Origin of the sequence: Actibacterium naphthalenivorans (assembly GCF_014196965.1) — a bacterium.
Taxonomy (GTDB): domain Bacteria; phylum Pseudomonadota; class Alphaproteobacteria; order Rhodobacterales; family Rhodobacteraceae; genus Actibacterium_A; species Actibacterium_A naphthalenivorans.
In genome coordinates this window covers 1-21,561 of the sequence record NZ_JACIEQ010000019.1, presented here as the reverse complement: position 1 = coordinate 21,561, position 21,561 = coordinate 1, and the positions used below count along the sequence as shown (strand labels likewise).

25 protein-coding genes are annotated in these 21,561 nt (G+C 59.4%); 16 read left to right on the top strand and 9 right to left on the bottom strand.

Features of this window, described 5'->3' with window-relative positions; all coding sequences use genetic code 11:
- Positions 1–762 precede the first annotated feature (762 nt).
- Together GGR17_RS19395 and GGR17_RS19390 are read right to left on the bottom strand one after the other, a co-directional pair.
- Positions 763–1,554, bottom strand: a complete 792-nt coding sequence (locus GGR17_RS19395) for a class I SAM-dependent methyltransferase (RefSeq protein ID WP_054540812.1) — start codon at positions 1,552–1,554, stop codon at positions 763–765.
- Positions 1,555–1,722: 168 nt separating this feature from the next.
- A complete protein-coding gene (locus tag GGR17_RS19390) occupies positions 1,723–2,544 on the bottom strand; it encodes an alpha/beta fold hydrolase (RefSeq protein WP_054540813.1) in 822 nt (273 codons plus the stop codon).
- On the opposite strand from GGR17_RS19390, the gene GGR17_RS20655 reads away from it, so the two are divergent.
- Positions 2,446–2,658 carry a DUF6647 family protein gene (locus tag GGR17_RS20655; RefSeq protein ID WP_407926661.1) on the top strand — a complete coding sequence of 71 codons (213 nt, stop codon included), beginning with the start codon at positions 2,446–2,448 and terminating at the stop codon, positions 2,656–2,658. The genes GGR17_RS19390 and GGR17_RS20655 overlap by 99 nt on opposite strands.
- Positions 2,659–2,820: 162 nt before the next feature.
- Here the strand turns inward: GGR17_RS20655 and GGR17_RS19385 are convergent, their stop codons facing one another.
- The 3 genes from GGR17_RS19385 to GGR17_RS19375 form a co-directional block, all read right to left on the bottom strand.
- On the bottom strand, positions 2,821–3,048 hold the full coding sequence (locus GGR17_RS19385; RefSeq protein ID WP_054540814.1) for a hypothetical protein: 228 nt from the start codon (positions 3,046–3,048) through the stop codon (positions 2,821–2,823).
- A 169-nt stretch (positions 3,049–3,217) separates the two neighbouring features.
- On the bottom strand, positions 3,218–3,475 hold the full coding sequence (locus GGR17_RS19380; RefSeq protein WP_054540815.1) for a helix-turn-helix domain-containing protein: 258 nt from the start codon (positions 3,473–3,475) through the stop codon (positions 3,218–3,220).
- A 124-nt stretch (positions 3,476–3,599) separates the two neighbouring features.
- Positions 3,600–3,851 carry a hypothetical protein gene (locus GGR17_RS19375; protein WP_157445684.1) on the bottom strand — a complete coding sequence of 84 codons (252 nt, stop codon included), beginning with the start codon at positions 3,849–3,851 and terminating at the stop codon, positions 3,600–3,602.
- 210 nt (positions 3,852–4,061) lie between these two features.
- Between GGR17_RS19375 and GGR17_RS19370 the strand changes: the two genes are divergently transcribed.
- The 15 genes from GGR17_RS19370 to GGR17_RS19300 are packed head-to-tail and all read left to right on the top strand — an operon-like array spanning position 4,062 to position 15,556.
- On the top strand, positions 4,062–4,430 hold the full coding sequence (locus GGR17_RS19370) for a hypothetical protein (protein ID WP_054540816.1): 369 nt from the start codon (positions 4,062–4,064) through the stop codon (positions 4,428–4,430).
- A gap of 43 nt (positions 4,431–4,473) precedes the next feature.
- Positions 4,474–5,088, top strand: a complete 615-nt coding sequence (locus GGR17_RS19365) for a lytic transglycosylase domain-containing protein (protein WP_054540817.1) — start codon at positions 4,474–4,476, stop codon at positions 5,086–5,088.
- Positions 5,085–5,378 (top strand): TrbC/VirB2 family protein, encoded by a 294-nt coding sequence (locus tag GGR17_RS19360; RefSeq protein ID WP_009503803.1) that lies wholly within the window; start codon positions 5,085–5,087, stop codon positions 5,376–5,378. The genes GGR17_RS19365 and GGR17_RS19360 overlap by 4 nt, the downstream gene beginning before the upstream one ends.
- Positions 5,371–5,649 (top strand): type IV secretion system protein VirB3, encoded by a 279-nt coding sequence (locus tag GGR17_RS19355; RefSeq protein ID WP_008327373.1) that lies wholly within the window; start codon positions 5,371–5,373, stop codon positions 5,647–5,649. Before GGR17_RS19360 ends, GGR17_RS19355 begins: the two co-directional genes overlap by 8 nt.
- On the top strand, positions 5,639–8,014 hold the full coding sequence (locus tag GGR17_RS19350) for a VirB4 family type IV secretion/conjugal transfer ATPase (RefSeq protein ID WP_054540818.1): 2,376 nt from the start codon (positions 5,639–5,641) through the stop codon (positions 8,012–8,014). The genes GGR17_RS19355 and GGR17_RS19350 overlap by 11 nt, the downstream gene beginning before the upstream one ends.
- Complete coding sequence (locus tag GGR17_RS19345) at positions 8,011–8,178, top strand: hypothetical protein (RefSeq protein WP_009815545.1); 168 nt, start codon at positions 8,011–8,013, stop codon at positions 8,176–8,178. The genes GGR17_RS19350 and GGR17_RS19345 overlap by 4 nt, the downstream gene beginning before the upstream one ends.
- A complete protein-coding gene (locus GGR17_RS19340) occupies positions 8,168–9,322 on the top strand; it encodes a lytic transglycosylase domain-containing protein (RefSeq protein ID WP_173586001.1) in 1,155 nt (384 codons plus the stop codon). The genes GGR17_RS19345 and GGR17_RS19340 overlap by 11 nt, the downstream gene beginning before the upstream one ends.
- Entirely contained in the window at positions 9,322–10,131 is an 810-nt protein-coding gene (locus GGR17_RS19335) for a type IV secretion system protein (protein WP_054540842.1), read from the top strand. The genes GGR17_RS19340 and GGR17_RS19335 overlap by 1 nt, the downstream gene beginning before the upstream one ends.
- 16 nt (positions 10,132–10,147) lie before the next feature.
- The gene (locus GGR17_RS19330) at positions 10,148–10,801 is read left to right on the top strand and encodes a virB8 family protein (RefSeq protein ID WP_054540820.1); all 654 of its coding nucleotides are present in this window, start codon (positions 10,148–10,150) and stop codon (positions 10,799–10,801) included.
- Positions 10,802–10,803: 2 nt separating this feature from the next.
- Positions 10,804–11,499 carry a TrbG/VirB9 family P-type conjugative transfer protein gene (locus tag GGR17_RS19325; protein WP_054540821.1) on the top strand — a complete coding sequence of 232 codons (696 nt, stop codon included), beginning with the start codon at positions 10,804–10,806 and terminating at the stop codon, positions 11,497–11,499.
- Positions 11,496–12,875, top strand: a complete 1,380-nt coding sequence (locus GGR17_RS19320; RefSeq protein ID WP_054540822.1) for a TrbI/VirB10 family protein — start codon at positions 11,496–11,498, stop codon at positions 12,873–12,875. Before GGR17_RS19325 ends, GGR17_RS19320 begins: the two co-directional genes overlap by 4 nt.
- Positions 12,876–12,879: 4 nt before the next feature.
- Positions 12,880–13,866 (top strand): ATPase, T2SS/T4P/T4SS family, encoded by a 987-nt coding sequence (locus GGR17_RS19315; protein WP_054540823.1) that lies wholly within the window; start codon positions 12,880–12,882, stop codon positions 13,864–13,866.
- The gene (locus GGR17_RS19310) at positions 13,863–14,057 is read left to right on the top strand and encodes a DUF4177 domain-containing protein (protein WP_040182603.1); all 195 of its coding nucleotides are present in this window, start codon (positions 13,863–13,865) and stop codon (positions 14,055–14,057) included. The genes GGR17_RS19315 and GGR17_RS19310 overlap by 4 nt, the downstream gene beginning before the upstream one ends.
- The gene (locus GGR17_RS19305) at positions 14,054–14,467 is read left to right on the top strand and encodes a hypothetical protein (RefSeq protein WP_054540824.1); all 414 of its coding nucleotides are present in this window, start codon (positions 14,054–14,056) and stop codon (positions 14,465–14,467) included. The genes GGR17_RS19310 and GGR17_RS19305 overlap by 4 nt, the downstream gene beginning before the upstream one ends.
- 12 nt (positions 14,468–14,479) lie before the next feature.
- Positions 14,480–15,556 carry a type IV secretion system protein gene (locus GGR17_RS19300; protein WP_054540825.1) on the top strand — a complete coding sequence of 359 codons (1,077 nt, stop codon included), beginning with the start codon at positions 14,480–14,482 and terminating at the stop codon, positions 15,554–15,556.
- Between the two features lie 90 nt (positions 15,557–15,646).
- On the opposite strand, the gene GGR17_RS19295 is transcribed toward GGR17_RS19300, so the two are convergent.
- The 4 genes from GGR17_RS19295 to GGR17_RS19280 all read right to left on the bottom strand — a co-directional run bounded on the left by GGR17_RS19295 (position 15,647) and on the right by GGR17_RS19280 (position 21,462).
- Positions 15,647–17,602, bottom strand: a complete 1,956-nt coding sequence (locus GGR17_RS19295; protein WP_054540826.1) for a DUF3732 domain-containing protein — start codon at positions 17,600–17,602, stop codon at positions 15,647–15,649.
- Positions 17,599–18,087 (bottom strand): three component ABC system middle component, encoded by a 489-nt coding sequence (locus GGR17_RS19290; RefSeq protein ID WP_082386801.1) that lies wholly within the window; start codon positions 18,085–18,087, stop codon positions 17,599–17,601. Before GGR17_RS19290 ends, GGR17_RS19295 begins: the two co-directional genes overlap by 4 nt.
- Positions 18,084–19,307, bottom strand: coding sequence for an ABC-three component system protein (locus tag GGR17_RS19285; protein ID WP_054540827.1), 1,224 nt, complete (start codon positions 19,305–19,307; stop codon positions 18,084–18,086). The genes GGR17_RS19290 and GGR17_RS19285 overlap by 4 nt, the downstream gene beginning before the upstream one ends.
- A gap of 154 nt (positions 19,308–19,461) precedes the next feature.
- Entirely contained in the window at positions 19,462–21,462 is a 2,001-nt protein-coding gene (locus GGR17_RS19280; protein WP_054540828.1) for a type IV secretory system conjugative DNA transfer family protein, read from the bottom strand.
- Between the last annotated feature and the right edge of the window lie 99 nt (positions 21,463–21,561).

Genomic DNA, 21,561 nt, shown 5'->3' with positions numbered 1-21,561 from the left:
AGCGTGATTTGCGCATCGTCTGTTCTCCTCGTTGCTACGAACTTTACGAGAACAAACTCTCCGAATGAATGGCCCGATTTATCGGGGGCAGGTCACATCAAAACTAATGTCTTCGACGTCACGATCCGATAGTCCACAACCGCGCAAATCATATCTGATGAACTGGTGGTCCCGGGAAAGCTCTTGCAGCCAGTGCCGCCAGATGGGGCTTTCTCCATCATGGGTCGCATGGCTTAGCCAATTGCCAGCCTTAAGTATGGTCGGGCCCTTACCCATTTTTGCCACTGCAATTCGGACCCCGTCGTGTGCTGTGACAAACGAGATCTTCTGATGTGCAGGTTTGTATGCTTTGCTCATATTCTGAGACTATCAGAAGCAATTCCCTCAGTCAGTACAACTGCTCGGGCAACGTTGCCTATTGAATAGCGGATCAGAACCATCCTTGCTTGCGGGCTTTCATCCACATCGCAGCATCATGCAAAGTGAGCTCTCCTGACCGTTCGTGGCGTTGGTCACGAGTGGACGGTTTGGGAAACGGCGCCATTCGCTGTGCAGTGCGCGAAATCGAAAGATGCGGACAAAGGGTGAAATCGCTGCGCGTCCCCCTATCGCTGCGTCGAGAGACCAGCCTTAGTCATAAATGGTCGGTTGCGCCGGTGACATAGACGTATGGGTTTTGGCCAATCGTGTCGGTTGAGGAATCAACAACCGGCAAGGTCTGCGAAAGAACGCGTTACAAAGCGGTGTTTCCCTAAACCATACCTACTTGTGCCCAATCGCTACGTGCACGGCGTCAGGATAGACGAGCCTGGCACCCTTTGCGTAGCCGCTAAGTGCATTAGCAACATCCTCGACCAAGGCAGTTTGAGCTTCTTCCGAGAGCGCAATGAACGCACCTGCAATTGGCATCGATCCCAGATGTAGAGGAACGAACTCCGACGCAAGGGGAACTTCAATCATCAATTCCTGTCTACGGATTGATACGTCGCTGAAGCCTGCACTGCGGACTTGTTCTCTCAGATCGTCCGCCGATGGCGTTTCCCTTTGCGATCGCTGCTTTTTCGCGATCTCGGGTGAGATGTGGCTTTCAACTGCAGCGCATATCGCATTTGTGTAAGGGCTGTGCCCATCCCAAATTGAGAATGCCATACGCCCTCCGGGGGCGAGAAGACGCCAAAATTCTCTCAGCGCGCCGGGTTTGTCGGGGAAGTAATGATACCCGTGCTGTGACATGATCACGTCGTATGTTTCTGGCGGCAGGCCGCTATCGCAGACATCGCTTTCGATCCAGTTGACATCGAGCCCATCCGCCAGTTCCTTTGCTTTCGCAAGCATTGGTGCATTGATGTCCAGACCATCGACGCGTCCACCGGTGCCGACCCTTTTCTTCGCAAGCCTCGTCGTTACGCCAGTTCCGCAGGCAACATCCAGAACGCTCTCAGAAGCCTGAGGCGACAGCAGATCGACAAGTTCTTCAGCCCATCGGCCGAACCAAAGCGGCACCATGACCTCTTCGTATATCTGCGGGCCGCTGCCTACCAATTGGAAAGTCATGGATTTCCCCTATTTAGCCACATGTCACGATATCAAGGTACGATTCAAACTGTTTGGACGTCAACTTTACCCCACTTCGCTGACAAAAACCTACTCCCACACTCTAACGATCAGAAACAATGGTGTTACCGGTGACATAAACTTATGAGTTTTGCATGGCAGCAACTCTCACGTCGCGCTTTCACTCATCCGGTGGAGCCAATCCAGTGTCAGGGCTCTGAACAACTCCGGGCGTTCCCAAGCAAGACTGTGGCCAGCACAATCCAGGACTGCAAGGGTCGCGCGTGGATACCGTTCAAATCTGTCCATCATATCCTGATAACCTGCCATCGCATCTTGTCGCCCGTTCACGATGAGAGTTGGTTTATCGAACGCAGATGCAGGGTTGGGCAAATCAAAGGAGAAATTGAAGTTCTGGTTCAGCCGCGTAGCCAATTCGTCATCCGCAAGGGCCGCTGCCGGTAGTTTGATATTCTCGATCTTCTGAAGAATGTCCGGGCTCTGGACGACCAATCGCCCGAAACGCGCCGCCGCTTCTGGCGAGGTGCGCTTCGGTATCCCTTCGGAAAAGGGCACAAGCGTTTGATGTGTTGGTCGCCAATCGACGGTAGAACCCGGCATTCCATCTGCCACGATCAACATCATTCCCAGCAGATCAGCTGGACGTGCGTGCGCCAAGCCCATGGCATGATAGCTGCCCCTCGACTCGCCGATCACTGCTAGTTTCTGGCCGTCGAAGACAAGGTCGATAAACGCGCTTATCATGTTGAATACGTCGTCTTGAGATTGAACCCTGGCATCTGCCTTGGAATATCCATGCCCGGGCAAGTCGATGTAGACGCGCTTCCAACCAGTGCTCTCTTCAAAAACCGGCTCGAGGGCGTCCAGCATATGCCGATGATCAAGGCCGCCCCCGTGCAATGCCAAGACAGGCGTGCCGCTTCCGCGCGTTTCCACATTGATACATCCGTTCGGCAATTCAACCAGCATGAAAGGCCCTCCTTGCCCACAATCTTATCCTGGGGTGGCCTGCAGGCAAAGGTCAACTGGATTGCGGTCATACTAGAATCTGGGTGTAGTCGACGCGACTTTCATCCCGACTAGTCTTGAACCTTTTGGGGGTCACCACGGGAGAAGCCGACATTCGCCCGCTACGCAGCATCTGACACTCCGGGCTCGTTCGAGACCTTCGCTGCCATCTGCTCCAATGACCGGTACGCTCGTAGACCCTTTCCATCAATATGAACTGGCGGCTGCCTAAGAAGCCTATCCACTGTCGCTTTTTCGAATCCGCATGAGTGCATCGAAGTCGATTTCTTGCTTCTGTTCGTCACTTATATCCGGCCGGGTTTCCGATACCGGCTGGGGCCCGTGGACGTCCCACATCACCGCATGCGCGCCTGTACTCCAGCGATAAACCCAACCAACAATGCTGTTCCCATCGTTCCCGATCAGATTGGCGATCGCGACGCCTTCGCCGTTATCATCGTTCACTGTTTACTGACTTCCTGCACTGTGGCGCTGCGAATTGCGGCGTGGGGTTGCAGAGCGTTCACTACGACCGCGCGCCGGGCTTCTTTGATGTTGGCTAACTGGTCCTCGAGGAGGGAATGATCATCAGACAGGGAAAATGGGTTCCCGTGTTCTCAACAATTCATTGACTTCAAATCCTGTGGTCGGGCTCCGTGGCGGCTTCAACGATCGCCAGAAGCTGGAACGGATCAAAGCCGATGGCACGCGCCAAAACGACCAGTTCGACAACGTCGACCCGGCGCTGACCGCTTTCAAGACGGGCAATAAGGGATTGATGGCATCTGAGCCTATCCGCCAAGTCTTTCTGGCCGAGGCCCGCTTTGATGCGCGCGTCGACCAACGCCTGGCAGAGTGCCAATTGCCCTTTGCTTCTGATTGTTTTCGCCACGCGTCACATACCTTTTGTGACGTCGCTAGCGGAAGAAATCTGTTATCTAAAAAGTAGATATTTGAGGGTGTTATCGGCGTCTGGCTTCCACGGGCTGCAAGTCTGATGCTCCCGAAGCTGCCCATCAATCCCCGACCAATTGCAGAAATCGGCCGTAGTCCTCACTGACCTCTCTCGCTTCCTCGAAGGCACGGGCTCGTTCACCGTCGAGGCAACGGAAGTAGTTCTGGATATCCTGGATGTAATCTTCGAAATCGCCACGGATGATATCCGCATAGTCCCGCGCTGCCTGCGAATCGCTTGGCAGGAAAGGACGGGCCGGGGCGAAGCAGGATTGCGCCAAAACCGGCCCGGCAACGCAGATCAGAAGGACCAGAGCTTGCAATGGGAGCAGGCATGTCAACCTTGGGTTTCTCAAACCTGTTATCTCCTTGATCGCGGACACTGGCCGTGACTAGTGTTTGCGTAACCAAACTACAGCTAAAGCACGATATTACATCTTGCGGTTGATAATATACTATCGTAACTCTGGGCTTCAAGTGGGAATGCCTGGGGTCGCGCCATTGGAGAAAGCGTGAGCCGGGCCATGAACTGGGACATCGAAGCACCAAATGTGGTTACGGAAGCCAGGTTCCGCGAACTCGTGGAAAGCGGCTATAGCGCAGAAATCCTGTGCCAAGAGTCGGCACATAAGAAAGGCCCCAGCTATTACGGGGTCTGGATCATGCGTGTTGTCTCTGATGACGGGGTGGAAAAGCTCCTCGTCACCGCCCGCACGCGGACGACCTACAACGATATCAAGATCCGCGAGTTCAAGACGATCTCCGGCGTGGTGTCATTCTTCATTGGCCTTGGCTTTGCGCATGTCGATCTGCCGCTTGAGGCGGGGACAAGCCGTACGCACAAACTCGCCCCGCCAGACAAAGCCCCATCAGACAAGGGCACTGACACCTAACCTCGTCTGTCTCTGGCTGGTCGCAGCACCTGCCTCCGCACAGATGGTCCTGGTCATGGAGAGCGACGGCTCTCTAACCCCGTCCCGCTCCCAAAGCAGCTTTGCTCGAAACTACAATGACGGCATCGGTCAGGGTTCGGCCTCCGATGGGATCGCGATCTTCGGCGAGGTAGAGGCCGAGCAAGAGGGCGTCCAAGTCGCGGCCCTTGCCCGCCTGACTCCCCTGCCCCGCGCCGATGTTCTCTCCGGGATTCAGACCACGGCCTTGCGCTATGCCGGCCATCCTGGCCTGCGTCGCGCGGGGCTTTCCGTGACGGATTGGCTGGCTCTCTACCGCGCCAATATCGAGGTCGAGAGCGCCTACCGGCAGGAAGCGATCTCCCGCGCGGGCGCCATTGGTCTTGGGCAGTTGATGCCCGCGACGGCGCGCGATCTCGGTGTCGATCCGCGTGATCCGCTGCAGAACCTCGATGGGTCCGCCCGATACCTTGCGATGATGCTGGAGACGTTCGGCGATCCGCGCCTGGCGCTGGCGGCCTACAACGCGGGGCCGGACGCCGTGCGCCAATACGGCGGCATTCCCCCTTACAGAGAAACCCAGAACCACGTGGCCCGCGTCATGGCCGTCGTGGCCCGATTGGAAGGATCAAATTCATGAAACAGATTTCAAACCTCTTTGTCGCCTCGCTGGCGCTATTCCTGCTGATTGCCGAACCCGCCCTCGCCCAAAGCATTGATCTCTCCCCGATCCAGAGCCTGTTACAGGGCATCGTCGATGCGCTGACCGGACCTCTTGGTGTGGTCATCGCGACGCTTGCCGTTCTCGGGGTCTTTCTCAGCTGGTTCTTCAACATCATCGATCTGCGCCAGGCGCTCTGGGTCCTAGTGGGCATCGCTGGTGTTGCCGCCGCCCCCACCATCGTTGCCGCGGTCTTTGCCGGTGGCTGAGCGCTCGCCTCTCTTTCTCGGCCTCGTGCGCCCGCCGAAGCTTCTGGGCCTGCCCATCATGTACGCGATGGTCTGGCTCTTTGGCTCGGTGCTCTTGTTCGTCTGGGTCCAGCACATCGCGGTGCTGGGTGTCGCCGCCCTGCTCTATCCGGTGCTGTGGAAGGCCGCGGATTGGGACCCGCGTTTCATCGACGTGATGATGACAGCCCTGCAGGAGACACCGCCCACGCGGAACCGCTCCATCCATGGCGGGGACAGCTATGCCCCGTGATGACGCCCGTGATGCTGCGCTCGATGCCCACACAATGACGCCGGACTGGTATGCGCGCGAGACCCGCCTCGCGCATATGCTGCCCTATGTGAGCCTCGTCGACGACCAGACCGTGCGGACACGAGTGAACGAACTCTTCCGCTGCATCAGGCTCGAGGGGATCAACAGCTACACGACGGACGATGCCTATCTCGACAAGGTGACGGCGCTTTTTGCCCGCATCGTCGCGCAACTTGGGCCGGAATTCAGCTATTACGTCCACAAGGTCTCCAAGGCCATCAAACCTGATCTCGACCCGATCCGTGAGGACAGCTTCGCGGGCGAGGTGGACCGGCGCTGGCGCGCCAAGCTCGCAACCAGCGGGCTCCGCGACAAAACACTGACACTCACCGTCATTCACCGCCCGCCGCCCAAAAGCCTCCTGCCGTTTCTCAGCCGCAGCGCGCCGGACCGACTGAAGGAGGAGACCCGCAAACGCCTGCAGCGCCTCGGTGAGGCCGTGAACGTCTTCCTCTCGGGGCTTACCGAGCTCAAGCCGCGCCTGCTGTCAGCCGGATCGGGAGAGTTGGTGGGATTTTTGGGCGCGCTCAACACGGGCACCGAGCTGCCGCTCTACCCGGCCAACACCTACGGCTTTCTGTCCTTCAACGTCGCCAATACCCGCGTGACGTTTCACGGCGACCATTTCGAGCTCTCTGAAGGCGTCGTGGGCCACCGCTACGGCAAGAGCTTCACCATCGGGGAATATTCCGAAGGCACCTCTTGCACCATGTTCGACATGCTGAACCTGCCGGTCGACATGATCGTGACGCATTCCTTCACGCCGATCAATTCGAACCTCATGGCGGGCCGCATCAAGCGGCAAAAGCGCCAGATGCAGGCCAGCCAGGATGCGGCCCTCTCCCTTCTGGAAGCCCTCGACATCGCGGCCGACGATCTAGAGGCCAAGCGCCAAAGCTTCGGCGAGCATCACATGGTCGTGACGCTCTTTTGCGACACGCTCGAAGAGCTGCAGACCCTCAGCGCGGAGATCGTGAACGCCGCCGCAACCGAAGGCGTGAAGATGATCGGCGAACGGGTCGCCGCCAAGGCGCATTACCTCAGCCAGCATCCCGGCAACCAGCCCAAGCGCGTCCGCGCCAGCGCCGTCACCAACCGCAACTTCGCGGATTTTGCGGCCTTCCACCGGACACAGCTCGGCAAACCTGCAGCACTTACCCCCTGGGGCCGGGTCGTCACATATTTGCCCACGCCGGAGCAGAGCGCCTACCGGTTTTCCTATCACGAGCAAGGCTCGCCCGACAAAGAACCGACCAGCGGCCATACCCTGATCATGGGACGACCCGGGTCGGGCAAATCGGTGCTGTCCGCCTTCCTGATGACCCAAGCCCGTCGAGCAGGGGCGCGGATCTTCGTCTTCGATTACCGTCTTGGTATGGAGATGGCGGTCCGCGCCAATGGCGGGCGCTACGCGTCTCTGAACGCCGGCCAGCCCACGGGTCTCAACCCGCTCTGGACAGAGACCGATGCGCGCGGCACCGCCTGGCTCTCTGACTGGCTTGCCACCCTGCTCTACCGCGCTGACAAGCCGCTGACCCCGGCGCAGACCAATCGCATTCAGGAAGTGGTGCGCCAGAACGCGCAGGCTTCCAATCCGGCCCTGCGGAACTGGCGGGATTTCGCATCGCTTTTTGTGTCCACCGATGACGGCGGCGATCTGCACCAGCGCCTGCTCGAGTGGACCGAAGACGGCCGCTATGGCTGGATCTTCGGGCAGAGCCTCGAGGACACATTCTCGCTCAAGGGCGATGTCGTGGGCTTCGATCTGACCGGCATTCTCGACAGCGAGGCCGACAAGGAGCGGATGGCGGTCCTCTCCTATCTCTTCCGCCGGGTCGAACGCGAGATCGAGGATCGCCGCCCCACCATCATCGTGATCGACGAGGCCTGGAAGGCGCTCGACAACGCGTATTTCGCCGAGCGGCTCTCGAACTGGCTGGTCACCGCGCGCAAGCAGAACACCGTCGCGGTGATGATGACGCAATACGCGAGCCAATTGGAGCGCACGCGGACCGGCAAGACCATCGTCGAGGCCGTGCCCACGCAAATCCTGCTCCCGAACATCCGCGCCCATGCCGCCGATTACGCGATGCTGAACCTCTATGAGAAGGAGCTGGACGTGCTTCTCAACACCGGCAGCGACAGCCGTCTCGCCCTCATCCGTGACGACCAGGGCTCCATCGTCGTCGATGCCGATCTGAGCGCCCTTGGGCCCAATCTCACGATCCTTGGCGGCATGGAAAAGGGCGAAGCGCTTGTCGGCACCGATTACCGCGACCGCCCAGATTTTTGGAGGCTTTCATGATCCGTATTCTTATCGCTTTGGCTGCGCTCGGCGCGCTGGCCTCCTGCACCCAGTATCGGGAGCCGCAGGCCAATTGCTTTTCCTTTCTCGCCTCGACGGCAGCGACAGCCCAGGATTGCCACTTCGCACCGCTCGGCGCGCCGGAGGGCGACGTTGAAGTCTAGCCTGCCTCATATCCTCGCGTTTTGCCTGCTGCCCGGTCTCGCCTTGTCTCAAGGCGTGCCGACCAATGACAGTGGGCTGACAGCGCGTGACATCGTCGAGACCGGCGATCGCGAGGCAGACTTGGCTGTTCAAGCCGACAAACTTGCAGTGCGCGAACTCATCGCCGAGATCGAACGGGAGCAGCTGGAAACCCTCCGACGCATCCTCGATGCCCAGACCAGCTTCGGCGGTCAGGGCTTGCCGGCTATGGTCTCGGGACTGGAAAGCGGCAGCGGCGATCCCGACCGCGCCGTGGAAGCCGTCTATGGCACGGGCGAGATCGACCCCAATCCCGGCGGTGCGCAGATGTTCGGGGATGCTGCGGAAAACATCGAGCAGCTCATCATCCGCGTTGCCCACGAGACCAGCGGCTTTGCGGGTGTTGGACGCGCAGGGCTCTCCCCCGTCCAATGGCGCGCGTTGCTGCAAGCCCTCATCTGGCAGGAAAGCCGGTTTACGATTGGGGCACGGTCTCCCGTTGGCGCTTATGGCCTCACCCAGATCATGCCTGGCACCGCCAGCGATCTCGGCATCAACCCGGAATATTACGACAGCCCCTATCTGCAGGTGCATGGCGGCGCGCGCTATCTCGCGACCCAGCTCAACACATTCGATGGCAACATCATCAACGCCCTCGCGGCCTATAACGCCGGACCCGGCCGGGTTTTCGAGTATGGCGGCGTCCCACCCTTCCGCGAGACCCAGCACTACGTCCAGGTCATCCCTGAACGCTACAATCTCTATCTGAGCCGTATCGGCGGGATCGACGCGCTCGGCACGATCGATCCGGTGTTATTGGCCAATGCCAATCTCTCGCTCACGGGTCATGGCGCGGCCTTTTATGGCAGCAACTCGCCCGCCGCGATCCGCCAGGCCGCGCTGCGCATTTCCGACATCGTCACGCGGATTTCCGAGACTGAGGACGTGCAAGAGAGCATGGCGCTCAACACTTATGCCCGCGCCGAACTCGTGCGTCTCGTGGCAGCCCGCATCCGGCTACAGGCGGCGCGCACCCGCGTTCTCTCCGCCGACGAGCTGGCCCAAGCCAGCGCCCGCATGGCCGAGGGCGCGTTCATGGAATTCACGATCAGGGAGATTGAATGATGGGACATTTGCTCATGAGAACGGCCTTGGCCACGACACTTGGGTTTGGCCTGCATCTCGGCACCCCGTCCCCCGCCCTGGCGCAAGGCGTGCCCGTCGTCGATACCCAGAACATCGCACAAAACATCCAGCAGCTCCGGCAGATGATCGAGGACGAGATCCTGCAGAATGAGCAGCTGACGCAGCTCCGCGAACAGCTTGCCACACTCACGGATCAACTCGCGGAGCTGCAAAGAACCTATGAAGCGCTCACCCGACTTGCCGAGCTTCCCGAAATCATCCGGACGGAAATGGAAGACGAGTTGAACGGTCTGCTCGACCAAGAGTTCGGGGACATCCTCGCCACGATTGAGGCGATCAAGACTGGGGATTTCTCGGGCCTCTCGGGCTCCGGCGCAGGCGAAATCGAAACCCAGATGGACCGGGTGCTGGCCGATCTCGGCTTCGATGAAGACACGCTCTCGGAATTGGCCACCAGCGGCAATCCCGGGGCCAATCGCGTAGCCACGCAAGCCACGACTGGCGCCCTCGTCTCGGCCGCTGCCCAGAACAGCTACGAGGGCGCGGGCCAATCGCTGGAACGCGTCGACCGGCTGGTCGGGCTGATCGATGACATGGACGAACTGAAGGAAAGTATCGACCTCAACACGCGGGTGACGGCGGAGCTGGCAATTGCCCTCGTCGCCATGTGGCAGCTTGAGGCCGTGCAAACCGTGGGTGACGGCACAGGCGGCGTGATTGATGCCGCCACAATCGCCGAAGAACAGCGCTTCATGGATTTCACCTTGCCCGAGTTGCGTGCGGATTGAGTTGAGGGTGTGACGCGTGGCGAGTGAACAAGAGATCATCGAAGAGGAACTGGTTTACGGGGCGCTTCGACGGGAGCGGCTCTGGCAGCGCCTTGGGCTCATCGGGCTTATCTTCGGCATTCTCGGATGCCTGAGTGCGGCAGCTGTTGCGATCCTCGATGTCGACCCGCCGCCTGTGGTTGTGCCCTATGATCCCGCCACTGGCTTTGCCCTGCCCGAGGCTTCGGTGGGCGCAACTTCGGTCACAGCCAACCAGGCGGTCATCGAGGCGGAGGTCTTCCGCTATGTGACCGACCGGGAGGTCTATAACCAGCTCGACAACGATCTGCGCATCCGCAACGTCCTGCGCCGCTCGGACGGAGCTGCCGAGAGCGGGCTGCGCCAGATCTGGAACAGCGCCAACGAGAACTACCCGCCCACGGTCTATGGCCCGAATGCCCGGCTCGATGTGGAGATCCTCAGCATCAATCGCATCGGCAACAACCGCGCCACCGTGCGCCTGCGCAAGCGCCTGACCTCCATCAATGGCGTTCAGACCGGGCTTTTCACCGCCACGCTTCTCTTCGAGTTCCGCCCCGAGACCCGCCGCTCCATCGATGAGGTCTGGACCAATCCCTTCGGCTTCACCGTGCTCGAATATTCCATCCGCTCCGACAGATTGGAGAATTGAATTTGTTCCCAGTTCGACTTTTCTTATTGCTGATTGCCCTATTGCCCGGCCTCGCCTTCGCGGAAGCCATCCCGCGCGGCGGTCCCAATGACAACCGCGTGCGGTTGGCCACCTACCAGGAAGGTCAGGTCTACCGCCTCAGTGTGTCGCTCACCCATGTGACCACGGTCGAGTTCGGGGAAGGTGAGAGCATCCGCTCGATCATCGCAGGGGACACAGAGGGCTTCGAGATCGATGGCGTGCCGGGCGGGCAAGCCTTCGCGATCAAGCCCGTCGCGCGCGGTGTCCATACCAACGTGACCGTCTACACGAACAGGCGAAGCTACTATTTCAACGTCCAGGAGGTCCGCAGCCCGACCTTCTACGTGGTGCAGTTCCGCTATCCGGAGGACGATGCGCGCCCGACCCGGGCCATCGCGGCCCAAGCGCCGAACTACAACTACGGTGCCAGCGCACGGACCGAGTTCACCCCGACCCGCGTCTGGGATGACGGGACGTTCACGTATTTCGAGTTCCCGCGGAACGCGCCGGTGCCCGCGATCTTCCGTTACGCCAATGGCCGTGAGCGGACGGTCAACACGCAGACCACCGAGGACGGCGTGATCCGGGTTTCCGGGGTGAACGGGCAATGGGTTCTACGGATCGGTGACGAGGTGGTCTGCATCGAAGCCACACCACCTACGGGGGTGCGATCATGAGCGACGCCGGAAACGCTGACCTCGAAAAGCGCCTTGCCGCCCTTGAGCAAGGCAAAGGCTCCGGGTCGCGCCCTGCCCCACGGCGCTCACCGCTGCTCGCTTTGGTCGTTGTCCTCGCGATCGGGGCGGGTGGTTCACTGCTCTATCTGATGTCCCAACCCGAGGAAGAAGAAGCCCTGCCTACGGCCACGCCGGACGTGTTCCAAAACGAAGGCGACGGGTTTGGTGCCATCGAAACCCTCCCTCCACCCGAGCCCGAAGTGGTTCTGGTCGCGCCCGAGCCCGTCGAGCCCAATGCCGAGCTTCTGGCGCAGCTCGCCGCCCTTCAGGCCCAGATCGAGGAGTTGCGCAACGCGCCCGAACCCGTCGTCGAGGAAGACACGGCTGCCGCCGAAGCCATCGATGCGCTGACCGCCCAGATCGCGGCGCTACAAGCGGCGTCAGAAGCCGCGCAGCAGCAGTTCCGAGACGAGCTCACGGCGCGCGATCGCGAGCTGGAACAACTCCGCATGGACCTCGAACTCGCGCAGCTCGAGGCCAACCGCCCTGCCCCCGCGCCTCTGGGGCCATCTGAGGACGAGTTGCGGGCGCGGGAAGAGGAGCGACTGCGCCGCGAAGAGGAAGCAAGACGGCTCGCGGAACTCGAGCGTCGCGCGGCCGAAGAACGTGCGTTTCAGGAGCGCCGCATCACCTCGCCCACCATCGCCTTTGGCGGCACCTCAGGCGCAAATGAAACCGCGCTGACCGAGCGGACCTTTGGGGAAGTGACGGATTTTGTGCTGAACGGCGCGCTGCCCACTTCTATGACGCAAGCCGAGGTCATCGCCAATCCGTCCAACACCATCATTCAGGGCACGATGATCCAGGCCATCATGGAAACCGCCCTCGACAGTTCCCTGCCCGGCCAGACCCGGGCCGTCGTCTCAGAAGATGTATACAGCTTCGATGGCTCCCGCCTTCTGATCCCGCGCGGGTCCCGCCTGATTGGGCGCTATCGTTCGGGGGTCGATATCGCGCAGCGCCGCGTCACGATCGCCTGGGACCGGATCATCCTGCCCGCGGGCCAGACCGTCCAGATCAGCTCTTTCGGGGGCGATGAACTTGGCCGTTCGGGTGTTACCGGCTTTGTGGACACGCACTTTGCCGAGCGTTTCGGGTCGGCCGCCCTGATCTCGCTGATTTCCGCGGCACCAAGTGCCGCCGCCTCCGAGGTCCAGGATGAAACTGCCGCCGACGTTCTCGAAGACGTTGGCGATGATCTGGCAGATGCGACGGACAGCGTCATCGGCGATTACCTCTCCATCGGCCCCGTCATCTATGTCGACCAGGGCGCCCGCGTCACGGTCATGGTCGACCGCGATCTGGAGATATTCTGAGCCCATGTCGCTGAGCTATCTCGAAACCTCGCTTGACCGGATCGACGCCGCCGCCCGCGACGATGTCATCGAGATCTGCATCAACCCCGACGGGACCTGCTGGGGAGAATTCCAGGGCGATCACTTCATGCGCGCGCTGGATCAAAGGCTGACGGGCGTTCAGGTCAGGGACCTCGGCAACCAGATCGCCTCCTCTGCCAATACCACGATGAGCAAGGACCGCCCCATCGTCTCGGTCTCGATCACCTACAAGGGACGCCCGATCCGCGCACAGGTCATCACCCCGCCCGCCGTGCTCTCGGCCATGTCGATCAGCCTGCGGTTCTTCTCAAGCCTGCCACTCGATGGGATCGCGCTCGATTTCCTCTATGGCAAAGAACGCAAACTCGAGGAACTGCGCCTCGAAAAAAAGCGCGCCTTGCGCGCAGTGGTGGCCGCGGGTTTGATCGATGATGCGCTGGCCTTCTGCGTCGAGAACAAACTCAATATGATCGTCTCGGGTGGCACCTCCACCGGCAAGACCGTAGCCGCGCGCAAGATACTCTCTCACGTACCGGCCGAGGAACGCATCGTGACCATCGAAGAAGCCGCCGAGCTTCTGCCGCCCCAGCCAAATGCCGTGACCCTCATCGCCAATCGCGACGCAGAATTCCAGACCGCCGATGTGCTTCTCACCGCCACGCTGCGCATGCGCCCCGACCGGATCATCCTGGGCGAGGTGCGCGGCAAGGAGGCCATGACCTTTCTGGAAGCCATCAACACCGGCCATGGCGGCTCGATGACCACGCTGCATGCCGAAACCCCCCAACTTGCCGTGCAGCGCCTCGCGATCGCAGCACTAAAGACCGAGATCCCGATGACCTATGCCGACATGATCCAGTACATCGAGAATTCCATCGACGTGATCATCCAGGCCGGTCGCCATGACGGCAAACGCGGCATCACCGAATTCTACCTCCCCGGCGCAACTGAGATTGGAATTTCCCCATGAAGACCTTTGAATACGATATCCTGTCCTTTCCCATGACCCGAAAAACCAGCCTTGCCGACATGCAGGCCAGCCTGAATGCCAAAGGTGCGGAAGGCTGGGAGGTGGTGTCGATCAGCTCCTCGGAATTCGCCAATGTGGGACACACGGTCTTCCTGAAGCGTGAGACCACACCCGCCGGAGCCACGGCATGAGGCAGGCGGGCTGTACCCTCGTATTGACTGCGCTGGTCTTGGGCCTGACGTTGGCACCCGCCTTCGCTGAGCGCGATCTCGTGCCGACCCTCGATCGCAGCTTTGACGTCTGTCCGGACCGGCCCGCTGAACCCTTGTGGATGCAGGAGATCCCCCTGCGCCAAGCCTATCAGCGGGTTCTGGTTCAGGACATCTATCGCGCCCAGAATCTCGAGCGGGTCGTCGAGATCGGCAACTGCGACTGCGCGACCCGGTTCCCCTCTTGGGACGCAGCCGAAGCGGTGTTTCGTGAGCGCCACGCGAGCGACGAACGATGGGAAATGCTGCAAGCCTCGGACGCCTACAACCGCCGCGCCAACGCCGCCCGTCCGGAAGCCCAGACCATCTGCGACGTCGCGGGCAATTGGTAAGGAAGCCCCGCGATGAGCGTCGTCACCTATTTCGTTGAAACCTCCCAAGCCTATCTCGACACCGCCGCTGAGACCCAGTTTGGTGCGGTTGCGGCAACAGTCGGCACGCTCCTCGTTTTGGGGACAACGCTGGTGGTGATCCTCGTTGGCATCAACATGATCTATCAATATCGGGCCATGGATGGGCACACAGCCTTCTGGCTCGCGGTCAAGATCGGGCTTATCGGGATATTCGCGACCAATTGGATGCAGTTCAACGCCTTCTCGTCTGCCATTCTCTATGGGATTGACAGTATCGCGGGCGCGCTTGTCGCTTCGGTCGGGGGCGGCAGCCCCGGACCCTCCGGCACGTTCGCAGAAGAGTTCGACCGGCTGATCGCGGAACTGGGCGACTATCTGAACGCTGCCGGATCCGAGCTGAACTGGATGGCCGGCGCCATGCTCGACATCGTCGGTGTTCTTCTGCTCTCGATCCTCGGCGGACTGGCCGCCTTCATCCTCGTGGCCTCCCGACTGATGATCGCGCTTCTGATCGGGATCGCCCCGGTGATGATTTTCCTGACCCTCTTCGAGGTCACCAAGGATTATTTCGCTCGCTGGTTATCCGCGCTGGTTTCCTTTGCGCTCTACCCCATCGTCGTGGCCGGCGTGTTCGCCACGATCACTGGGGTTTCATCAGCCTTGATCGGTGAGCTTGGCGACCCGGAAGGGGCCTCCAATATCGGCGCGCTCATCCCCTTCTTCATGATGGTGCTCATGGCCAAAGGGTTCATAATCGCAACACCCTTTATCGTCCGCGCGATCTCCGGCAACATCATGATGCCCGCCCTCTCCGGAGGTCTCGGCGGCGGCTACAGCTTCGCTCGCGCAGCGATGGGCAGCCAGCAAGCCTACAACCGCTATCTGATCGGCGGTGCAAGCGGCGCAGAATACGCAGCCCTCAGGGCGCGGCAGTTCTTTGGCGTGCAGCAGTTTCCCGTGAGGCAAGGCATGGGGCAGACGAGTTCCGCAGGCGGCACAGGGTCCGCAGACTCTGGGTCAAAAATGCTGGCGCAGCTGGCGAGACTGGGACGGCTTGGGCGACGGTGACGGCCTATGGCGGTCACTCGCGACCAGTTCTTCGAACGTCTGACTTTCAATGTTTTTCCGTGTTTAGAGCCCTCACAAACAATTTCGACCTTAAACCCCGTCGAGGTTTGGCCACTCCTCAGGAACCAACGCTGGGGGTTTGGTCCACGGTTCTTCGACCAACGCGTCCTGAAACCACTGATCACGGAGGTTGGCGTGCTCGGTGACGATCAGCTGAAAGCCGGGTACGTCATCCTGCGTATATTTCAACAGCAGCTCGAACAATCGACGAACCGCGTTTAGATCCGCATCAGCCTCTGTTTTCTGGAAAGAGCCGTCGGCCTCCTTGTAGATTTTCTCAGACGGGAAGTAGACTTGGGTTGGCTGATCGATCAACAGGAAGCGCGGGATTGGGCGATTATTTTGCGCAGCGAATAGGTGCAGCGCGAGTAATGCAGAAAGGTGATAGGCTAGATGGTTTTCGCCGCCTCCTGTGCGACTCATAGGGACCGGACGCTCAGGCCGATCGAAGATGATCGTCAACTGTGGTAGGTTGAGCCGCGCCGGGAAGTCTTGGAATTCTGCCTCAAATTTCCGGATGAACCGCGTGACTTGCGCAGAGATGTTGTTGAGAATTGAGGCTAGGCGCTCGTCGCTATCGTCGGTGCCGATTTCCTCCTCCAGTTGCGTCACCCTGTTGATAAGACGGCGATTCTCCAATTCAAGTCTGGCAAGTTCTTCGTTCGGAGGGAGCGTTTCCAAGAAGTGGCTGATACGGCCTACGACGCGCGCGGCAGCATTGTTGCGACTTCCCATTTGGGCAATGATCTCATTAGCTGCGATCGCAGCGGACAGCTCAGTTTCTTTCTGTCTGACTTCTGCTGCGATGTCGTCCGCCTGAGCAGTCAATTCAGCCAAGTAGGCTTCGAGCTTGGGGCGCTGGCCGGTGGCAACACGTAATTCCTTATCTAGCGTTTCAAGCTCGTTTAGCAGGACGGCAGCAAGCGGGGAGTCGAGTGCTAGGTTCCGTTCGCTGAATGGCCATTGCCATTCGCCGCTATCGGGATTGTTTGGCAGTGCCTTGATCGAAGTGAGACGATCTATTTGTTCAGCGGCCTCGTTTTCGTAGCCGCCCGCCCTCTTGGCGAACTGACGCGCCGAATCAATTCTTGCCTGAGTGTCTCGCCGGTCTTGACGCAGTTGAGCCAACTCTTCTTCCAACAGGGAAATCCGGCTACCGTCGTCGTCAGGCACCTTTTCAGGTTTCCAAGAAAGCACAGATCTCAATGCTTCAATGATTGCTTCTGCATTTTGATTTTCATCGGCGCTTCCGATCACCCCAACCGCCGTCGCTTCCGAGTGCAGACCGATTGCCTGCTCGTGCGACGTGTCGACTGCATTGCGCGCCTGCTCTAGCTTTTTGTTGCTAATTCTCAGATCCCGTTTCGCAATCCGTAGCTTTGACTCCCATTCGAAGCGGTCGTGAGAGGAGACGCCAAGCAGAATTGGCAGGGTATCGCGTATTGCCTGCGGCTGGAATTGTTCGTTCTGGCGGTAGAAAAGTTGGTCCTTGTTAGCGATCAGTCCTTGCTTTTGAAACAGGTAGTAAAACGTGTGCTTTACGTTGGCGTCGTAGCTGGCGCGGCTGTGTTCACTCGCAACTTCGGTGCGATTTTCTGGAATTCCAAGCAGCCGCGACAGGAGTTCGACGATACTATCGTCGTCAGTGTTGATCGACAGATCTTCGAACACAGGAATTGGCAACTGGTTGCCCCTACGCAGCATTGCAGTGCTGCAACTCGCACCACCTCGAGACGGTGTTGGCTTCGCAACCAAAACCTGCTCTTTTTCAAATTGGTAGATCACAGCGAACCATGCCACCTTGTCGCGGATTATTCCTTCTGGAACGTTAAAAGTAGATCGTCCCATACAGTATTCGATAATCTCTGAGAGTGCGGACTTGCCAGTAGAAGAGCGGCCGGTAATGACGTTAAGCCCGTCAACCTTGAATTGCAGGTCGCGGCGTTGGCCGTTAGGGCTATAAATGTGAATGGATCGAATCTTCATGGGCGAATTCCGAATGTTGCATAAATTGTTGACCGGTCTGCAATGCGAGCAAATTCTCTACCAACTATCCGCGCGACTTTGTGGCAATCAACAGTTTCATCCGTTCCAGTAACGGTCTTGCGCACCTTCTTGGGCACGGTTTGGATGCGGCCGCTATCTGAGACTGTGATACAGCCCCTTTCCATAAGGAGACCAAATCCCTCGAAAGCATAGGGTAACATCTCTGAGACTCGATCGCCGAAGCCCACCATCAGTTGCTGGTTATTCTCCGTCGTCTTAAGCAGGTAGCTGCGTGGATTACTGACAATTACCTGGCGCGAGTCCTTGTGTAAGCAGAGCGGCAGAACGAGTAATGATAGTGAAAAAGGCATGCCTCGCTCATCTATGTCTTCATATCCGTTCAACGAGCGGAACAAGACCAAGCCGCAAAATGCCGGGTTGAATAGATTACGAATCTCGAACGGGCGTTGGTCCCATCGTTTCATGAGGCCACCCCCAACACTTTGCATACTCGTTCAATAAACCGTGGGTGCCAATAAACTCTAGGTTCAGGCGTGGTATCCGCGAGAATATGAAAGCTGCCTCGGACGACATAGGGTTCCGTCACGCGCGCGCGAATTCGAAGGGACTCGATCTTCCCGGTTTCAAATTCTGCCCAGTTGTAGAGAGTGGCTCCGGCTTCGCGCAACGCATCCTCGGCGCTGTCGTCCGTGAGCTTCTCGAAAACCACATCCCTGTAGCGGCTCCATTCCTCTGCGAGACGGTCCTCGTATTCCTCAATCTCTCCCGACACGATTAGGTTTTCGCGCGCCCAAGCCGATCGCTGCTCGAACGCTCTGTAGTAATCTAGGATCGCACTCCTGATACGGTTGGAAGAGATGCCTATCTCGTACATTTGTTTAACGAAAAGGCGCGGATCGGCATCGGTGTCAATCTCGGTGGCGGGCACCTTCCCGCGGAAGGTGATTGGCAGATTATCTGTTTTGTATTCCTCGGTGATATTGGAAAGCTTATCCGAGACTTCGTGGCCGAAAATGCCTTCTGGCCTGACGCCAGTCAACTGCTTGATCACAGCATCGGTCCACCAACCTTCCAGCCGTTCTAAGACGAACTGGCGGTGTTCGCGTCTTATGCTTCGCATGTGCTTTTCCCGGATGATGGCCGGGATGTCACTGATGCGCGGATTCCCATCGAGGATCAGGATGCGCTCGAGAAAGTCTTGCTTCGCTGAATCGCTTAATTCGTTAAACGCAGCTGCAATCGGAGTGATGAGTTTTGACTTTGATCTAGATAGCGCGGCGGTGGCCAGTTCGGCCAGTGTTGCTTCATTACTGGAAGAGGTGGCCTGTTCCGGGAGGAAGCGAGCAAGAAATGAATCAGTTGACACGGTGCCGGTGGTAAAAAGGAAGAACTGCAGATTTGATGCAGCAAGGCCATCCCGCTTGTATCGCACCAGCCAAATGTTGACTGATTTCCAGAAATCAGTCGACAGGTCTGTCAGTTTATCGCCAATCGCCTTGTGCTTTAGCGAAGCTAAGGACTTACCGCCTTCGGTGTCAATGAAATCGAGATCGTCGTCTTTTTCAATGAAGACTGCCGCATCTTCCGGAAGCTGAAGCAGTCGAAGCAACGCAAGGCGACTTTGGTAAATATATCCAAGGCCCTGCTCGCCTGCTGAGAACTTATCAGTTTCTTTTTCGACCATAGTTCTCCCGCCCAGTCAGATTATCCAATTGGCCGGTAGCGACCTCTGATCCGGAAACCACCGTATGGCACACTTGCTGATTTCACACATTGGCGCAAGGCACCGCGAACTTCCGCTTCCGGCCCTGTTCAACAGACATACCATCCTCGTTAGACTATCGAGCAACCAGCTTATCGCTATCCCCCTCCTGCAGCATCGCTTCCATTTCATCCAATCCATCGACAGCAGAGCGCATCTGCGCCTCATCATCCACGCCCACGGTCTCGGCATCTGCAACTTGGCCCCCAAAATCCATTTCCATCTGTCGCTGTTCCTCAGCGATAACGGCTTGAACGACAGGCGCAGTCTTCTTTGGGGCGACATCAGTTTGCCCTGACGATTGGCCATCAGCAGCCTGGCGTGCGGCCTCGACGTCGGCTTCTGTTCCCCCTGGCCCATCCGACGGCGGCGTCATCGGCATGGCGCGCACGCTCAGCGGCAGCGTTCCCTGCGGCCCCCCTCCCCCAGGCTCCGGAAACGGCAACTCCCCCGTCTGCGCCCCGTGGATTGCCTTGAACAACCGATCGTCAAAATATTGGATCCGTTTGGCCCGGACCGGCATTTGCGCGTCGATGACCATGACGATCTCGTCGAGCGGCAGGCGGCGCGCCTCGTCTTCAGGGAGCAAGGAGCTTTCTTCGGTCCGGGTCGACTGGCTGCGCCCTTCAAAGGGGTTCTTGCCGATGGACTGGGAGCGCGTGATGACGGTCTTCGTGGTCTTGCCGACCGCCTTGCTCAACTCCTCAACTGTCTTTTCATCGGAGGGCGTCAGATAGAGCTTCACGCCCGCGTTGCCCTGCAGAGCGCGGCGGGTGTTTTCGCCGTAAATTTCATCGAGGGCGGGGATGGTTTGGGTGACCACGGCCAGGTGACCACGATAGGTCCGCAGGGTCTCGATGCTCTCGACCACGATGGGCATCTTGCCGAGGCGATTGAACTCGTCGAGCATGATCATCACGGGCCAGGGCTCGTCGGGGCCAGGATCCTTTTCCTGCATGGCGGAGAGGAGATCGGAGAAGAAGAGCCGGATCAGCGGCGCCAGCGGCTTCACCATCAGCGGCTGGACGACGAGATAGACCGAAAAGGGCTTCTTGCGGATCGTCCGGAAATCAAAGTCCGACACCGCCGTCGCCTCATCGATGGCCGGGTTCTGCCATTGGTCGAGCCCCGAGGTCATCAGGAGCGAGACATAGGAGGTCAGCGTGTCATTGTTGGTCGAGGCCAGCCGCGTGAAGATCAGCTTGGCCGCCCTGTTGTCGACCTCATGGCCCCGCGCGAAATACTCCTTCTGCTTGTTCCCGCCCGAGGCCGCGATGCGGTAGATCTCGCCCAAGGTCGGGCGCTTGCGCTGGAAGGCCAACAGGCCTGCCGCCACGAAGAGATCGATCCCGCCCTTGAGGAGGCCCTGGACCCGGTCATTGTCGCTCTGCAGGAACAGCGTCGCCAGGAGCTGCAGTTCCATCTGCTGGCGCGCGGGATCTTTCAGCTCAAAGATGCGCAGGAGCGGGTTGTAACGATGCGTGCGCTTGCCCTCCCAATCGGTGGGGGCAAAGCGATAGACCTTGTCGCCTTGGGCGGCGCGATGCCGGGCCGTGGCCTCGAAACACTCGCCCTTCACATCGAGCGTCACGGCGGAGCCTTGCCAGGTCAGCAGGTTCGGAATGACGAAGCCCGTGGTCTTGCCGCGGCCCGTGGGCGCCACGATCAGCGCATGCGGAAAAACCTTGGAGCAAATGTAATTGGCGCGGGAGCCCGGCGCCCCCAGCTTGCCGAGGATGAACCCGGTCCCGGGCGCCCCGAAGAAGCCATTGGCCTTCATCTCGCGCGCACTTTGCCAATGGGTCTGGCCAAACCGTGTCAGGGCGGACCCCGAGAGGGCGAGGCTCAGCATCAGGCCGGCGGCGGCGAAGCTGCCGATGATCAGGTGAATAAGTTGCGCGTCCTCCGGGCGGTGATCGAGGATCGCCAGATAGTTCTGCGCAATAAAGGCAAAATCGATCTCGGCCCCGAAGCCGAGATCTTGGTAGGTCAGCACCGCCGAGGCGATGGTATAGCCCATGGCCCCGGTCACCAGCGTCACCAGCAAGACGCCGGTTGCGATCCGCGCCTTTCCCATGGGCGCGCTCAATGGACCTGTCCCCGCTCGGTCTCGCCATCCACGTCTGTGGTGCGGTGTTTTTCATATTCGGTGTCGGCAAGATCATCGACCACCTGG

What these genes read in the sequence shown, in the direction of transcription:
- GGR17_RS19395 (WP_054540812.1), bottom strand. Translation starts at nt 1,554, where the DNA reads ATGACTTTCCAATTGGTAGGCAGCGGCCCGCAGATATACGAAGAGGTC.
- GGR17_RS19320 (WP_054540822.1), top strand. Translation starts at nt 11,496, where the DNA reads ATGAGCGACGCCGGAAACGCTGACCTCGAAAAGCGCCTTGCCGCCCTT.
- GGR17_RS19310 (WP_040182603.1), top strand. Translation starts at nt 13,863, where the DNA reads ATGAAGACCTTTGAATACGATATCCTGTCCTTTCCCATGACCCGAAAA.
- GGR17_RS19285 (WP_054540827.1), bottom strand. Translation starts at nt 19,307, where the DNA reads ATGGTCGAAAAAGAAACTGATAAGTTCTCAGCAGGCGAGCAGGGCCTT.
- GGR17_RS19300 (WP_054540825.1), top strand. Translation starts at nt 14,480, where the DNA reads ATGAGCGTCGTCACCTATTTCGTTGAAACCTCCCAAGCCTATCTCGAC.
- GGR17_RS19295 (WP_054540826.1), bottom strand. Translation starts at nt 17,602, where the DNA reads ATGAAGATTCGATCCATTCACATTTATAGCCCTAACGGCCAACGCCGC.
- GGR17_RS19350 (WP_054540818.1), top strand. Translation starts at nt 5,639, where the DNA reads ATGCCCCGTGATGACGCCCGTGATGCTGCGCTCGATGCCCACACAATG.
- GGR17_RS19290 (WP_082386801.1), bottom strand. Translation starts at nt 18,087, where the DNA reads ATGAAACGATGGGACCAACGCCCGTTCGAGATTCGTAATCTATTCAAC.
- GGR17_RS20655 (WP_407926661.1), top strand. Translation starts at nt 2,446, where the DNA reads ATGCCGATGATCAAGGCCGCCCCCGTGCAATGCCAAGACAGGCGTGCC.
- GGR17_RS19360 (WP_009503803.1), top strand. Translation starts at nt 5,085, where the DNA reads ATGAAACAGATTTCAAACCTCTTTGTCGCCTCGCTGGCGCTATTCCTG.
- GGR17_RS19335 (WP_054540842.1), top strand. Translation starts at nt 9,322, where the DNA reads ATGGGACATTTGCTCATGAGAACGGCCTTGGCCACGACACTTGGGTTT.
- GGR17_RS19365 (WP_054540817.1), top strand. Translation starts at nt 4,474, where the DNA reads ATGGTCCTGGTCATGGAGAGCGACGGCTCTCTAACCCCGTCCCGCTCC.
- GGR17_RS19390 (WP_054540813.1), bottom strand. Translation starts at nt 2,544, where the DNA reads ATGCTGGTTGAATTGCCGAACGGATGTATCAATGTGGAAACGCGCGGA.
- GGR17_RS19370 (WP_054540816.1), top strand. Translation starts at nt 4,062, where the DNA reads ATGAACTGGGACATCGAAGCACCAAATGTGGTTACGGAAGCCAGGTTC.
- GGR17_RS19305 (WP_054540824.1), top strand. Translation starts at nt 14,054, where the DNA reads ATGAGGCAGGCGGGCTGTACCCTCGTATTGACTGCGCTGGTCTTGGGC.
- GGR17_RS19315 (WP_054540823.1), top strand. Translation starts at nt 12,880, where the DNA reads ATGTCGCTGAGCTATCTCGAAACCTCGCTTGACCGGATCGACGCCGCC.
- GGR17_RS19280 (WP_054540828.1), bottom strand. Translation starts at nt 21,462, where the DNA reads ATGGGAAAGGCGCGGATCGCAACCGGCGTCTTGCTGGTGACGCTGGTG.
- GGR17_RS19345 (WP_009815545.1), top strand. Translation starts at nt 8,011, where the DNA reads ATGATCCGTATTCTTATCGCTTTGGCTGCGCTCGGCGCGCTGGCCTCC.